The sequence below is a fragment of the Loigolactobacillus jiayinensis genome (genome assembly GCF_003946445.1).
Classification (GTDB): Bacteria; Bacillota; Bacilli; order Lactobacillales; family Lactobacillaceae; genus Loigolactobacillus; species Loigolactobacillus jiayinensis.
On record NZ_RHOF01000008.1, the window covers coordinates 68,919 to 83,023 of the forward strand.

Genomic DNA, 14,105 nt, shown 5'->3' on the forward strand with positions numbered 1-14,105 from the left:
TGTCGTTGCGCGGGTTGTGCTATGGTGACTATGACAATAAGGAGGACGACTACATGAGTGACTTTGACTTTGATACTTTAATTCAGCGCCGACAAACAGCGGCAATCAAGTGGCAGGTGGCGACCGATGAGTTACCGCTGACCATCGCCGATATGGACTTTAAAACAGCACCGGCAATCATCGCAGCGATGCAGGCTAAGGTGGCCAGTGGCGTTTTTGGTTATGAATCAGTACCGCCAGCCTATTATACGGCAGTCGCGCAGTGGTACGCCAACCAGCATCAAACTAAATTAGCGCCGACTTGGCTACAATTTGCCACAGGTGTGATTCCAGCGTTAGCGTCACTACTGCGCCATTTCAGCAATAGCGGTGATAACGTGGTGGTACAGGCCCCTGTGTACAACACATTTTTCAATGTGATTGCGGCTAATGGTCGACACGCCTTGTCTAGTGATCTGCAATATGACCGCCAGCAGCAACGTTATCAAATTGATTGGGTGGATCTAGCCGCTAAACTCGCCGATCCGCGGAGCACGATCATGATTTTGTGCAACCCACACAATCCAATTGGCCAAGCGTGGTCGCCGGAAACACTTGAGCATATCATCGCGCTGTGCCAACAGTATCAGGTCCTATTAGTCAGTGATGAGATCCATGGCGACTTGGTGTTAGGCACACCAGCATATACGCCCGTATTTAAATTAAAAGCAGCAGCACAGTCTAAGGTAGTGGCGTTGGTCTCGCCGTCAAAAACCTTCAATTTAGCTGGATTGCACGCCGCAACCGTGATCACAGCGGACACCAATCTTCAGGCACAGCTCGGCCTTGCTTTGCAAAACGACGGCTTAAGCGCGCCTAACTTACTGGCAGTTACAGGTAGTATTGCCGCTTATAGCCAAGGTGCCAGCTGGCTAGCGGCGTTGAAACAAAAGTTAACCAGTAATCGGCAGTTGGTGGCGCAGTGTTTGACGCAGCAATTACCGCAAATCAAACTAGCTTCAGCGAATGCCACTTATTTGTTGTGGCTAGATGTGAGCGCGCTAACAACAGATAGTGCGGCCCTGGCCACTTATTTACAGGCGCATACAGGGCTATTACTGACGCCCGGCAATGTTTATCGCGGCAATGGCAGTCAATTTTTGCGGCTTAGTACGGCCTGCCCGACGGCAGAATTGCAGGATGCGCTGAACCGCTTAGTTGCTGGGGTAAGCGCCTTTCAGCAGGAAGCTTAACTTACATTACAGGTGTTGACAGCGCGCCGTAGCTAAATAAAAACGCGTAGAAATCGTTATCGATTTCATGAAAACGTCTGTAAATCAACGCAAAACTTCTAAGCAAAATCACTTGCTTTCACTTTGCTGACTTTTTATAATAGGAAAATCAGCGAAAATTTAATGAAGTGAGTGAACGACTATATGAAGTTATTAATGATCATTATTTTGGCACTTTTTCTAATTGGGCAATCGGTGATTTTATGGTTGCTGTATCGGCGCAATCAACGCAACAGCGGCAGTGGTTCAGAGGCTAAATGGTTACGTTACTACCATAATGGCTGGTTGGCTGCCGGCGTGGTGATTGTCACGATTGGATTCTGTTCTTTACTATTTTACGGCGGTACACACATGAATATTGGTAGCACGTTATTTTACTGTTTAGTGGTTGATTTTTGTGCCTACGATGTCCCGACACTGGCGCAATCGAAGTAGGGTACTGTATAAAAATCAATAATTGCTGTTGACAACGCATACAATCGTGGTAACATTAATTAAGTAGTCGTGGTGTTATTACGTTGGGGTAAGCACGAGCGAGTTTTAAAAATGAATATGAATTAAATTATAAGGTGTTATCAAATTTTTGAGCATGACTTATTTGTGGCTAGGGCTTTTTGTGGCTAGCACAGGTAAGTCTTTTTTTGGAGCGAGGTTAAGCGTAGCGTGAAAATCAAAGGGGTACTAAACAACAATACCGCAATTTCGGTTAATCAAAATGGGTTAGATGTCTTGCTTATGGGGCCAGGCATCGCTTTCGGTAAGAAAAAAGGTCAAGATATAATTCTTGATAAGGTAGAGAAAACCTTTATCATTAAGGACAAGGATACTTTGAACAAATTTACCGACTTGGTGATTGACGTGCCAATGGCCGAAATCATGATGGCTGAAAAAGTAATCAATTTTGCCAAGCTGAAATTAGGTAAACAGTTCAACGAAATCATTTACGTTAATTTGACCGATCACATGCACAATACAATTAAGCAAAAGCATGAGGGTATTACGTTGCGTAATCCACTAAAATGGGATGTTGCGCGTTTTTACCCAGATGAATATGCTGTCGGTCAAAAAGCATTGGCCGTGATCAAAAATGATTTAGGTATTGAGTTGGAGGACGACGAAGCCGCATTTATTGCTTTGCATTTTGTTAATGCTGAAGTTGAAAACGGTAACGGCCAGAATCTTGCTTATGACGTAACTAAAATCGTCAAGGAAATCGAGGATACGGTTAAAGCTTATTTTCATACTGAATTTGATGAGACGTCGTTAAATTACTATCGCTTCATTACTCATTTGAAATTTTTTGCCCAGCGTTTGTTGGCCGGTAAGCACTATGAAGACGATGATGATGACTTACTAGTGGTCATTAAGCAGCGTTACACTAAGGCGTTTGCCTGCGCCCAGCAAGTGCAAGCTTTTGTTCAAAAAAGCTATAATTATGAGATCAGTAGCACCGAGTTACTTTATTTAACTGTTCATATCAATCGTTTAATTAAAAATCTATAGGAATGTGATCTTAATTGAGCATGACCTAAACCGCCGTTAAATACGGTGTGTTTCGGTTATGCTCTTTTTCTACCATTATAATAATATTAGGAGATGTCAATATGGATTATGCAGCATCCGCCCAAGCAATTTATGACGCCGTGGGCACTAAAAGTAATATTGTATCGTTGATTCATTGTATGACTCGGCTTCGTTTTCAATTACATGACGAAAGTATTGTCGATGACGCAAAGGTGAAACAAATTCCCGGCGTGGTCGGCGTTAATCACCAGTCTGGTCAGTATCAGATTATTATCGGTAATGATGTGGCTAATTATTACGACGAGTTAGCAAAAATGGGTGACTTCACTGATGATGGTAGTACTGCCGCAGCAGAAGCACCGCAGCAAAAGGTCAATTTATTTAGCCGGTTTGCTAGTTTCATTTCTTCCTGTATGTCACCATTGATTCCGGCGTTGATTGGCGGCGGGATGATCAAGGTAATCTTGATTTTATTGCCACTTTTAGGTTGGTTGAGCACTAAAGGGCAAACTTACGCTATTTTGAATATTTTCGGTGACGCACCATTTTATTTCTTACCAATTATGTTAGCTTACACGGCGGCCAACTACTTTAAAGTGACACCAATGTTAGCAGTTACGATTGCTGCAATTATGATCCATCCTAATTTTACGGCCATGGTAACAGCAGGTAAAAGTGTCCACTTCATGGGTTTACCAGTAACTTTGGCTAACTATTCATCATCAGTTATTCCGATTCTGATTATGGTTTGGTTGATGAAGTATATCGAAAAGGGTATCGACAAAATTTGTCCAACCTCCATTAAAAGTATTTTAAAACCACTATTGGTCATTTTTGTTTCTGGGACATTGGCATTAGTTATTGTCGGGCCATTAGGAACTTACGCCGGTGATTTATTATCTGCCATCATCTTGTTTGTTCAGGCAAGAGCTAGTTGGTTAGCAATGCCATTGATGGCTGCCTTTATGCCATTGATCGTTATGACCGGGATGCACTGGGCTTTTTCACCAATTTTCTTGGCTGCTTCGTTGGCCCATCCTGATTCTTTAATATTACCAGCGATGTTAGCTGCTAATATTGCGCAAGGCGCTGCTAGTTTAGCAGTAATGTTTAAAGCTAAGAACAAAAATACGAAACAGATCGCCGGTGCTGCTAGTATTTCCGCCTTATTGGCTGGGGTAACCGAACCAGCTTTATACGGGGTCACGTTAAAATATAAAAAGCCGTTGTATGCCGCAATGATTTCTGGTGCTATCACGGGCCTATTCATGGGGATCGTCAACTTGAAATCCGTTGCCTTCGCGGTACCATCCGTTATTTCTATCCCACAATTTATCGTTAAGGGCCAGAACGCCAACTTTATTGATGCATTGATCGTTTTAATTGCTTCATTTGTGATCACCTTTGTTTTGACTTGGATCTTCGGTATTGATGAAGAACCAGAACCAGCATTGGCCACGGCCGGCGCAACTACGACTGCAGTCAACGAAGAAGTTGCATCTGGTAGCCAAGCGACAACTAAAATTTACAGTCCAATGGCCGGAGAAGTTATTAATTTGGAAAGTGTGGCCGATGATACTTTTGCGCAAAAGATGCTGGGTGATGGGGTAGCCATTATTCCGCAGGATGGCAAAATTTACGCGCCGTTTTCTGGTACTGTTGTGACTGTTTTTCCAACTAAACACGCAATTGGTCTCAAAAGTGATTCCGGTGTGGAATTATTGATCCATTGTGGCCTAGATACGGTAAACTTAAAAGGAGCACCATTTACACAGCATGTTCAAACCGACCAGCATGTTAAGCAAGGTGATTTGTTGATGGAGGCTGATCTGGCAGCAATTAAGCAAGCTGGTTACGATATTACAACACCATTAGTTGTTACCAACACGAAGGAATTTGTTGCCGTCGAGTCAACTGATAAAACAGTTGTATCGAAAGATGATGTTGCACTGTACGTTATTTAATAAAAGAAGGAGTGCTGAAAATGTCAAAATTTCCTAAAGGATTCTTATGGGGTGGTGCGACTGCCGCTAACCAGCTTGAAGGTGGTTATCGTGAAGGTGGTAAAGGTTTATCAATTGCTGACGCCTTACCAGGTGGGCCAGAACGTTTTAAAATTGCCAATCAGCCTGATTTTGACTGGCAATTAAAACCAGACCAATACACTTACCCTAACCATGCAGGTATTGACCATTATCATCGTTTTCGTGAAGATATTGCTTTGTTTGCTGAAATGGGTTTTAAATGCTATCGTTTTTCAATTGCTTGGTCGCGGATCTTTCCACAAGGTGACGAGACGGAGCCTAACGCAGCTGGCTTAGAATTCTACGACCAGATCGTCGCGGAATGCCTTAAGTATAATATCCAGCCAGTGATCACTATTTCCCATTATGAAATGCCATTGAACTTAGTGACGACTTATGGTGGTTGGAAAAACAAGCAATTGATCGGTTTTTATGAACGTTTTGCGCGTACAGTGTTGACGCGTTACTATAAGCAGGTCAAATATTGGATGACGTTCAATGAAATCAATAGCGCATTGCATTTTCCAGTGATGGGACAAGGTTTAGTTGCCAGTAATGGGGCCAATGATATGCAAAATATTTATCAGGCGTGGCATAATCAGTTTATTGCTGGTGCTAAAGCGGTACAAATTGGCCATCAGTTGGATCCAACCTTAAAGGTAGGGTGTATGTTGCTGTACGCAACGACATATAGTTACAACGCCAACCCAGTCAATCAGTTGGCCACATTGAAACAAAACCAGGCGTTTAACCAATTTTGTGGGGATGTTCAAGTTCGCGGTGCTTACCCAAGCTATACCGAAAGTCTACTGCAGCAATATGGTTTTAGCTTTAACGATTTGGATACCACAGCGGACGAATTAGCGTTACTCAAGGCTAATCCAGTCGACTATATTGGCTTCAGTTATTATATGTCAGCCACCGTCGATGTCACTGGCGAAACTCAAGACAAAGCTAGCGGCAACTTGATTGGCGGCGTCAAGAATCCTTATTTAAAGGCAAGCGATTGGGGCTGGCAGATTGATCCCACTGGCTTACGAATTGCTTTGAACGAAATGTATCAACGTTATCAAAAACCACTTTTTGTTGTTGAAAATGGTCTTGGTGCCAAAGATGAAATTAGCGCCGATCACCAAGTTAATGATAATTACCGTATCGACTATTTACGCAAGCATATTGAGGCTATGGCTGGCGCGGTAGATGATGGTGTCGATTTAATGGGCTACACACCTTGGGGCTGTATTGATCTTGTTAGTGCATCAACTGGTCAAATGTCAAAACGCTATGGCTTCATTTATGTTGATCTAGATGATAATGGACAAGGTACGTTAAATCGCTACCCGAAGAAGTCATTCAGCTGGTACCAACAAGTGATTCAGAGTAATGGGGCAAAGCTGTAAAATAATATTGGCAAACTGCATCTGTCTGGATGCAGTTTTTTTGTGCCTAATATATAAACTACGCAAAGTACCGGTAACTAGTTTAACTTAATTAGCGAGCAACCAAAAAAATTAGGTTCAATTGATGCCATTAATTTTGAGCATAATGTGCGTATTTGGCTGGGCTGAGAATAAATTAAAATTAAGGTACTTAACTTACGCTAAAATAGGTAACTTGCACATACCCATTTTGGTAGCTGAAGTATTTTTCTGATCAAAAGGAACTAAATGAAACTGTCTTGCGTAAACCGCCTTGTTATCAACTTAACAGCGGTTTTTTTAATTTAAAAAAGTTAGCGGTTTGGTGCAGCTTAAGCTCTGGTCAAGCGACCAGAATAAATTTTGTTAGTCAAGCGCTGTTATAGGTAAAAAAAGTCGTAGTAATTAAAGAAAGCGCTATATTACGTCTTATTGTTTGCGTATAATAAACTTATCGAAGCTAATTAATTAAGGAGGGTGTTTGTATGGTTGCTCAAGGGAAAAAAGTTAGTAGCGGGGATAGTATTAAACGCGTAGTTAATTTGTTGTTACGATTAGAGCAAGGGGAAAAGTTTACCCGAGCTAAATGGCGTGAGGCGTACATGAAGGAGCTAAGTGAGCAAAAGCAAAAAAATGGGGTCAAGTATGATCCCGCACAGAGTGATCGTACGTTCCAACGTGATTTAGCGCACATTAAAAATGGGTTGAAGGAAACCGGCTTTCAGCTCAAACTTTACCGCAAAGCTTATGCTGATACGGATATTAATCAACGTTATGAATATCAATTAGCTGCTGAAAATGTGGAAACTGGACTTGTTAACGCTATTGCCATTGCACAAATTATCATTGCTAGTCGTGCTTTTAAAAAGGGGCATCTCACTGTAGAAAACGAATTACAGCAAGTGTTAGACACATTAAAAGTAACGCTAACCCCCAATCAGCAGCAACGCTTTGATAAAGCAATCAGTCGGGCAATCGGCAGCTATGAACCACTGAAATATCCTCAATTATTAGGTTACTTAGGGCAGATTCTGGATGCCATTGCTAAGCATCAGCGCTTGGTGTTTATGTATAAAAAAGGAGCTGCTGCCAGCGTTGCCCAATTACATAATGCCCAGCCGGAAACGATATTTTTTGATGTGAGCTACTTTTATGTTGTCATGCGCTATGCTAATGAAGCGCAGCCCAAATTATTTCGGTTAGATCGTATTACGGAAATTCAAAAAATTACGGCCGGTGAGCAGTTGGACCTTGATACGCATTTTAAGTTGAAAGAATTCCGACACGAGGCCGTTTTGCTAGCAATGGGCCAACTGACAACGTTCAGATTTATTTGTCGGATCCCACCGCAAATTGCCTTGGATCGTTTCCCAGGCGCTAAGATTATAAGCAAGCCTAATTCGCCGGCGATCATTATTCAAGCACGGGCCTATGAAAAAGGTGCGACCATGTGGTTAATGAGTCAAGGTAAAGAAATTGAGTTAATTTATCCATCGGATTTTGTTAAACGATTTAAGCAAGAGGTTAAGGCTACCTTTGAGCAGTATGACTGATTGGAATAGACAAAGCGTTGCGTTGCTTTAAGTTTCTAGCGACATTTCATCTAAGTTGACCTATCGTTTTGGCAATGTTCATCGTATACTGGAAGATAATGTGTAACCGTAATCATTAGAAAGCAGGTTGAAACCATGACAACAACTTATACCGTACAACAATTTTCTGAACTCAATTTAACGGGCTATGCAACGACACTACCAGCGCTGAGCACAACCAATGCAGCGGCAGTGTCTGAGTTGAAAGGACAACATTTTCAGACACTCGGCCGTAGCGGCAAGTTTTCAGCATTGCTGCAAGGTAGTCGCGATCATTATGGCTATGCACTTAGCACAGTAACGGCCACGCAACTAGATTATTTTGCTGGCGCTAATACTACTGTTACTGATCCTGCGGCGGTGAAGCGTCAGGTGCCAGCTGGTGCTTATGTGGTTATGCGCGCACAGGGTGGCTATGATCGCCCGTTATTTGACCAGTTGCTCAGCGACTTTTTCACGGAAATTCTACCGCAAAATCCACAATTAAGTGTTAATCGAGCTTTCTTTTTGGAGATTTTACGCAACGGTCAGCCGCAAAACGCTGAAGTTGAAGTACGAATTCCATTAAATTAACCAAGAAAGTGAGCTTGATTTATGACTACATTTGATGAATTACTTCAAACACACGCCCATTTGATTCTTAATGACGCCGTGTTGACCCATAATAATCTAACCCGCGAACAATTACGCCAAAAAAGCGAGCAACTGGCTGCAACGGCTATAATGGATAGCGAGTCCTTATTTAGCAATCCAGCGCAACTTAAGCAATTAGCCAATCGTTACGCACAAGATCAGCGTACGCTGGTGATCTTACCCGGTCAGCAGACGTTAACGCAGTTGGAACAAAGCCTGCAAGCTACTGCTAATGGTGCACTGAGAAATTTGCAGCAACAATACCTTAATATGTTGCGGGCCTACAGTATTGAGGCAACTGGTCCGCACATTATTGTCGGTGAAAAATTGTCTGAGGGGCAATACTAAGCTGGAATGATCATTGGTTTACCGCGCCATGTGTCAGCAAAATGGCCTGTAGCTGACCTCATTTTTGATTATAAGTATAAGTAATAGTACCTTAAATTAATTAAATTTAGTTCTTGACAGTTATGGGGAAAAGCTCTAAAGTGATGGTAATCATTAAAATTAAATAATAAAGCAATGAGGAGCAGAGTAAGTCGCTTGTGCTATACAGCGAGTATCGATTGGTGTAAGGATACTAGTGTTAGCGGCTGAAGATGAGCTCGGAGCAGTCGCTATTGAATGAAAGATAGCACAGGAATCGCCTGTTATTGCGACACGGTTTACGCTGATTGCGGCAATGCTTGACTAGCATGTTTTGCTAAGGCAGTTGAACTGATGAGGTCGCTATTATAACGTAGCGGCAAATGATGGTGGTAACACGGGTAATAACTCGTCCTGACTTAAGGTTAGGGCGATTTTTTTATACAATTTTTTAAATTTTGGGGGGATTTAGATGCATTATCGACGTGGATTTATCTTAGGGGCGGTTGCAGTTTTGTTAGCGGCGGCAACACCAATCAGCTCAGTGGCGGCTAAAAGTACCGTATTTCATAGTACTAGTAATGCGACGATCGAGAGTTTAGACAGCACCAAATATGCTTTGGCGGTCAGTACTGAAGCCATCAAGGCGTATGCGGAAGGGCTGTATACATACGGCAAAACGAATCAAGTTGTGCCGGGAATGGTTACTGGGCAGCCGCAAGTCAACGCGGCCAAAACGGTGTACACATTTACCATTCGCGCTGCCAAATGGTCTAACGGTACGGCAGTTACAGCGGATGATTTCGTATACGCGTGGCAACGGCTAGCAAATCCCAAAACCGCATCCAGCAACGCTTATCAAATTGATATCATTAAAAATGGTGCCGCTGTCCGGGCAGGCAAAAAATCGGTTAGTGAGCTAGGGGTCAAAGCGTTAAGCAGTCATAAATTACAAGTGACCTTAACGCAGCCAGTTCCTTATTTGAAGCAATATTTAACTGGCGCTTCCTTTGTGCCGATCAACCGTAAATACGCCGAAGCTCAAGGCGCCAAGTACGGCACTTCAGCTAAGCACGTCATTGCTAATGGACCGTTCATTGTCAAAGGCTGGACCGGCATCAACGACAAATGGACCTACGTGCGTAACGCCAACTATTGGGACGCTAAGAATGTGAAATTGGACAAAGCCACAATTCAAGTGGTCAAAGAGTCCGCCACTGCCGCCAACTTGTTCGATAATCAACAGATTGATTACGCGGTGCTTGGTGACAGTAATTTACAACGTTATACCGGTAAAAAAGTCTTGCATAAAGCGACAACACCAACGATTGGGTATATCAGTATTAACAACAAGCGGACGACCACAAGTAATCGCCATCTACGGCTAGCTTTGGCCCAAGCTTTTAATAAAAAGTCGTTGACCAAAAACGTTTTGAAGGATGGTTCAACACCGTTAAATGGCTTGATACCAACTAATTTTGCTAAATCACCTAGCGGCAAAGATTACCGCAATTCAACTGGCCAATTTTTGACGTACGCACCAAGTAAAGCCAAGGCTAACTGGAAGTTGGCCCAAAAAGAATTAAATAAGAAGAAAGTTACTTTAGAGTTACTCGTAGCGGATACGCCGCAAGCTAAAAACGTCGGCGAATATTTACAAGGTCAAATCGAAAAGAATTTAGCTGGAGTTACGATTTCCATAAAGTCAGTACCCGTGGCGCAACGAATCGCTGCTGAAAAAGCTGGCAATTACGACTTAGCCTTTGGGACTTGGGCACCAGATTACGCTGACCCAGTCGACTTCTTGTCCTTGTATCAAAGTGCCAGCGACCTGAACTTCTCTAAATACCAAAACAGCAGTTATGATCAGAAGCTAACCGCGATCACCAGTACTTTAGCGACTAATACAACCGCCCGTTGGCAAAAAATGCAAGCTGCTGAAAAACAATTGATCCAACAAGATGCTGCCTTGGCACCGGTTTATCAAGCAGGTGTAACGTACTTGCAGCGCGGGGATGTTAGTGGCTTGAATCTGTCGCCATTTGGGTCGATCGTTAATTACAAATACGTTGATGTGAAGTAGGTGAATAAGATGACAAAACCAATTATTGCGATTGTTGCCAATCAATATGAGTTCGCGGAAAATGTATTCCATCATCATCCCGCCAGCTACGTACCTCAATTTTTCTTGACGGCGATCAAAGCCGCTGGTGGATTACCGTTAGTTGAACCAGCTGCCATTGACCGCTACGTTGTCCTGGCGGATGGTTTCTTGCTAACTGGCGGCCAGGGGGTCACACCGATTTTGTACGGTGAAGAACCGCAGCCTAAGCTAGGGATGACCTTGCTAGTGCGGGACCAATTTGAAATTAGTTTAGTCCAAGCTGTTGCTAAAACGCAGAAACCGTTACTTGGCGTTTGCCGCGGGATGCAGGTATTGAACGTTGCTCTAGGTGGCAGCTTATACCAAAATTTAAGCTACCGAACTGAACCTAGCTTAAAGCACATGCAAATCCCCACCGCGGACACCCAACCAACGCATACCGTTAATTTAGCGCCTGGCACTTTGCTAGCAGATACTTTTGGCGATTCAGTGCTGGTGAATTCACTGCATCAACAGGCCATCAAGCAAATTGCCAACCCACTGGAAGTGGTGGCGCGGGCTAGCGATGGCGTGATTGAAGCAGTCCAAAGCATTGCTGGTGTTACCCCGCAAATGCGCGGCGTCCAGTGGCATCCCGAAATGTTACTGAATTATGAACCGCGGCAGCTAGTCGTTTTTCAAGACTTAGTGAACCAAGCGACAACAGCGTAAATATGCGGGGGCTGCAACTTCAGCTGTGGTTACTTGAAAACTGGTTGTACCATTGTCTAAGTTTATTGACGACTTTTACTAGGTCCAAGCGCATGCTATACTGAAAAGCAAACGTTAACATGGAGGACTTCAGCAAATGGAAAATGACTTAACTACTTTACAGCATGACCTTGCAGCGCTGATCGATGACTTGGATGGCCAACTGTTCAAAAAGATTTTTGCGCGGCTAAGCGACGTCTACGTCACTGGAATGTCACTAGGCGTCGAGGCGGCGTATAATTATTTTATTGCGCAGGATCAAGGCATCCCGATGGCCGAATTGACCACCAAAATTCCTGATTACACGCGAACAATGCAGGTTTCAGTGTTGCGCATTTACCGGACCCTGAAGGAACGTCTGCAAAATGAAGAATCCACCGATTATGATTTAATGGCTGCACGCTTGCGTGGTCAAATCTTGGCTGATCAAAAATTAGCGCCGTGGGTGGCGGCTGAGCGTGCAACGACCGCAGACTTTGGTATTAAGGATTTGCTGGATATTTATTTTTACGGCTACTGGTATGGCTTCAAAATTAGTTTTTTGACGGCCTTGACTAAAAACGAATACGTTTATCGCCAGCGGCCTGTGTTACCAGACGAAAGTAATGAGCTGGTTGAACAGTTGGCAACTTATGAAATCGATGCACAGTATCGCTTTACCCGCGGCAATAACGCTGCACTAGCGACAACTTACTATAATATTTTGAATGGTCCGTTTGTGTGACAACGGGTAGGCTTTTTGAAAAATATTCAGGTGCTGTCATTAAATCACGCGAAGTGAGTCGAAGCTACTATCTTTAATTAGATAGTAGCTTTTTTATAAAAACTAAGCGCCATAAAATGCGTAGTTTAATAATATAGGGGTTAGCGAACATGGTAATTGAATCAGGGTGATAAAACGCTTACAATTAAACTGAGATAGTAACAGGCAAAGAAAGGGGGCGTTGACCATGCGCCTAAAAAGAGGTTGGCTATGGCTAATTAGTGTGCTGGCATTGTTGATTGGCGCTAGTAACGTGAGCGCACAACAACTTGTGGGAACGTATCAAGGCACAAACTATTCATTGACCCTGCGTAAAAATGGCACCTTTGTTCAGGACCGAATCACAACTAACAAAAAAATAAGCCGCAGCACAGCTAAAGGTAAGTGGCAGCAAATGCATAACGGTCAGCTAGTTTTGCACACGACGGCGGTGGTTAATGAAACTTTTGCTTCACTGACAGCCTATCAACAAGGCCAAGCACCAGTAACGCTACGCCAACACAAAAACAATGCCTTAACTAAAAGTGAAGCGCGCCGGCAAAAAATAACCGTTAAAAACGGTTATTTGGTGACCGCAAAGCAAGGTCAACTAACACCAACGACAACAGCCACTGTGGCGTACAATCAACACTACCGCACGGAAAAGCAAAAGTATCAAGCTGCAGCAGTCCATAAACTAGATCAAACGACTTGGGAGCAACCAGCTAAATTTGGCATTAGTTTTAACGCTGATGGGACCTTTGCGGCGTGGCAGGTAACGACATTTAACGGTGAAAAAGTGGGTAAAAGCGCATTTGACGGCACATTCACTTACGCGCCAGCGACTAAAACTGTTCAGCTGACCTTACGCCAACAATCTAGCGGCTATCAATATGCTAATGCGGCAGCGCTGACAACGCAGCAGTATCAGCGGCAATTTATTGCCACGGCGCCAGTGACCAGTTATCACTTGACCAGTAGCACTAATTTAACCACTAGCGATCCAGAAAGCACCATGCAAATTAGTGCGACGAAAAAACTTTATACGCCGTTACCGACCGTTAATACTTTCGCCGCGGCGCAACAACCAGCAACAGTTACACCACCATTTAATAGTGCGGCAGGCTTCGCTGATTGGCTGAGTGAAAATGCAGATCTAGATGCTGGATTAACGATGCCAGCGGTTATCGCTCAGCGTCGTGACCAAAGTGCCCAAAATCAGGCCACGGGGCAGGCCATTGATCTAACATATATTGTTCAATTTGATTGGGCGCAGACAACGACTGTGGGGATGAGCTTTGCTTATGCCACGGACGGTCAAATTTACACTGCTTATCCACAAAGCAATGATACTGGTTGGTACGTGAACCACGAGCTAACGGCACAGTTAACACACGCAACAGAATAGTGACAACGGTCAGCAAACAACGCTTAAAGTAGGTTGAATGGCGCAAATTAAATAATTAACACTAAGTTAATTATTTCGCTATTGCTAAGCTAAACTGATTTGTGCTACAATAACGCGGCACAGCGCATTCCCTAGCAGGTAGATGACGTGCTGTTTAGCTAGTTGTCGTGGAAAAGGCAACTAGTTTTTTTGTACATAAATAAGCCTGACCAGCATGATTGTTATAGTCCCTTTATGGTTGACAGATGAAATAATATAATTCATTTATCGATC

Annotated in this window: 12 protein-coding genes and 1 other annotated feature; all 12 genes read left to right on the plus strand. The window is 43.4% G+C overall.

All coding sequences use genetic code 11. The annotated features are described in order from the left end of the window. Window positions 1-53: 53 nt before the first annotated feature. The 12 genes from EKM80_RS03780 to EKM80_RS03835 all read left to right on the plus strand — a co-directional run bounded on the left by EKM80_RS03780 (window position 54) and on the right by EKM80_RS03835 (window position 13,832). Entirely contained in the window at window positions 54-1,232 is a 1,179-nt protein-coding gene (locus EKM80_RS03780) for a MalY/PatB family protein (RefSeq protein ID WP_125551791.1), read from the plus strand. A 183-nt stretch (window positions 1,233-1,415) separates the two neighbouring features. After that, window positions 1,416-1,706 carry a hypothetical protein gene (locus EKM80_RS03785; RefSeq protein WP_125551792.1) on the plus strand — a complete coding sequence of 97 codons (291 nt, stop codon included), beginning with the start codon at window positions 1,416-1,418 and terminating at the stop codon, window positions 1,704-1,706. A 228-nt stretch (window positions 1,707-1,934) separates the two neighbouring features. After that, window positions 1,935-2,774: a BglG family transcription antiterminator LicT gene (gene licT, locus EKM80_RS03790; protein WP_125551793.1), complete on the plus strand. Its 840-nt coding sequence runs from the start codon at window positions 1,935-1,937 to the stop codon at window positions 2,772-2,774. 101 nt (window positions 2,775-2,875) lie between these two features. Further along, on the plus strand, window positions 2,876-4,759 hold the full coding sequence (locus tag EKM80_RS03795; RefSeq protein WP_125551794.1) for a beta-glucoside-specific PTS transporter subunit IIABC: 1,884 nt from the start codon (window positions 2,876-2,878) through the stop codon (window positions 4,757-4,759). A gap of 20 nt (window positions 4,760-4,779) precedes the next feature. Next, a complete protein-coding gene (locus EKM80_RS03800) occupies window positions 4,780-6,219 on the plus strand; it encodes a glycoside hydrolase family 1 protein (RefSeq protein ID WP_125551795.1) in 1,440 nt (479 codons plus the stop codon). A gap of 503 nt (window positions 6,220-6,722) precedes the next feature. Next, window positions 6,723-7,790, plus strand: a complete 1,068-nt coding sequence (locus tag EKM80_RS03805; RefSeq protein ID WP_125551796.1) for a helix-turn-helix transcriptional regulator — start codon at window positions 6,723-6,725, stop codon at window positions 7,788-7,790. A gap of 135 nt (window positions 7,791-7,925) precedes the next feature. After that, window positions 7,926-8,402: a GyrI-like domain-containing protein gene (locus EKM80_RS03810; RefSeq protein ID WP_125551797.1), complete on the plus strand. Its 477-nt coding sequence runs from the start codon at window positions 7,926-7,928 to the stop codon at window positions 8,400-8,402. Between the two features lie 21 nt (window positions 8,403-8,423). Continuing rightward, on the plus strand, window positions 8,424-8,810 hold the full coding sequence (locus tag EKM80_RS03815) for a hypothetical protein (protein WP_125551798.1): 387 nt from the start codon (window positions 8,424-8,426) through the stop codon (window positions 8,808-8,810). Window positions 8,811-8,975: 165 nt separating this feature from the next. Next, window positions 8,976-9,248 (plus strand) — a binding site (T-box leader). Window positions 9,249-9,300: 52 nt separating this feature from the next. Then, window positions 9,301-10,911: a peptide ABC transporter substrate-binding protein gene (locus tag EKM80_RS03820; protein WP_125551799.1), complete on the plus strand. Its 1,611-nt coding sequence runs from the start codon at window positions 9,301-9,303 to the stop codon at window positions 10,909-10,911. 9 nt (window positions 10,912-10,920) lie between these two features. Beyond that, the gene (locus tag EKM80_RS03825) at window positions 10,921-11,643 is read left to right on the plus strand and encodes a gamma-glutamyl-gamma-aminobutyrate hydrolase family protein (protein ID WP_125551800.1); all 723 of its coding nucleotides are present in this window, start codon (window positions 10,921-10,923) and stop codon (window positions 11,641-11,643) included. Between the two features lie 136 nt (window positions 11,644-11,779). Beyond that, window positions 11,780-12,406, plus strand: coding sequence for a hypothetical protein (locus EKM80_RS03830; protein WP_125551801.1), 627 nt, complete (start codon window positions 11,780-11,782; stop codon window positions 12,404-12,406). Between the two features lie 226 nt (window positions 12,407-12,632). Then, on the plus strand, window positions 12,633-13,832 hold the full coding sequence (locus tag EKM80_RS03835; RefSeq protein ID WP_125551802.1) for a hypothetical protein: 1,200 nt from the start codon (window positions 12,633-12,635) through the stop codon (window positions 13,830-13,832). Window positions 13,833-14,105: the final 273 nt, after the last annotated feature.

Excerpts from the sequence above, each read along its gene's own strand:
- EKM80_RS03820 (WP_125551799.1), top strand. The coding sequence starts at position 9,301 with ATGCATTATCGACGTGGATTTATCTTAGGGGCGGTTGCAGTTTTGTTA.
- EKM80_RS03780 (WP_125551791.1), top strand. The coding sequence starts at position 54 with ATGAGTGACTTTGACTTTGATACTTTAATTCAGCGCCGACAAACAGCG.
- EKM80_RS03815 (WP_125551798.1), top strand. The coding sequence starts at position 8,424 with ATGACTACATTTGATGAATTACTTCAAACACACGCCCATTTGATTCTT.
- EKM80_RS03810 (WP_125551797.1), top strand. The coding sequence starts at position 7,926 with ATGACAACAACTTATACCGTACAACAATTTTCTGAACTCAATTTAACG.
- EKM80_RS03830 (WP_125551801.1), top strand. The coding sequence starts at position 11,780 with ATGGAAAATGACTTAACTACTTTACAGCATGACCTTGCAGCGCTGATC.
- EKM80_RS03835 (WP_125551802.1), top strand. The coding sequence starts at position 12,633 with ATGCGCCTAAAAAGAGGTTGGCTATGGCTAATTAGTGTGCTGGCATTG.
- EKM80_RS03805 (WP_125551796.1), top strand. The coding sequence starts at position 6,723 with ATGGTTGCTCAAGGGAAAAAAGTTAGTAGCGGGGATAGTATTAAACGC.
- EKM80_RS03795 (WP_125551794.1), top strand. The coding sequence starts at position 2,876 with ATGGATTATGCAGCATCCGCCCAAGCAATTTATGACGCCGTGGGCACT.
- EKM80_RS03825 (WP_125551800.1), top strand. The coding sequence starts at position 10,921 with ATGACAAAACCAATTATTGCGATTGTTGCCAATCAATATGAGTTCGCG.
- EKM80_RS03785 (WP_125551792.1), top strand. The coding sequence starts at position 1,416 with ATGAAGTTATTAATGATCATTATTTTGGCACTTTTTCTAATTGGGCAA.
- EKM80_RS03800 (WP_125551795.1), top strand. The coding sequence starts at position 4,780 with ATGTCAAAATTTCCTAAAGGATTCTTATGGGGTGGTGCGACTGCCGCT.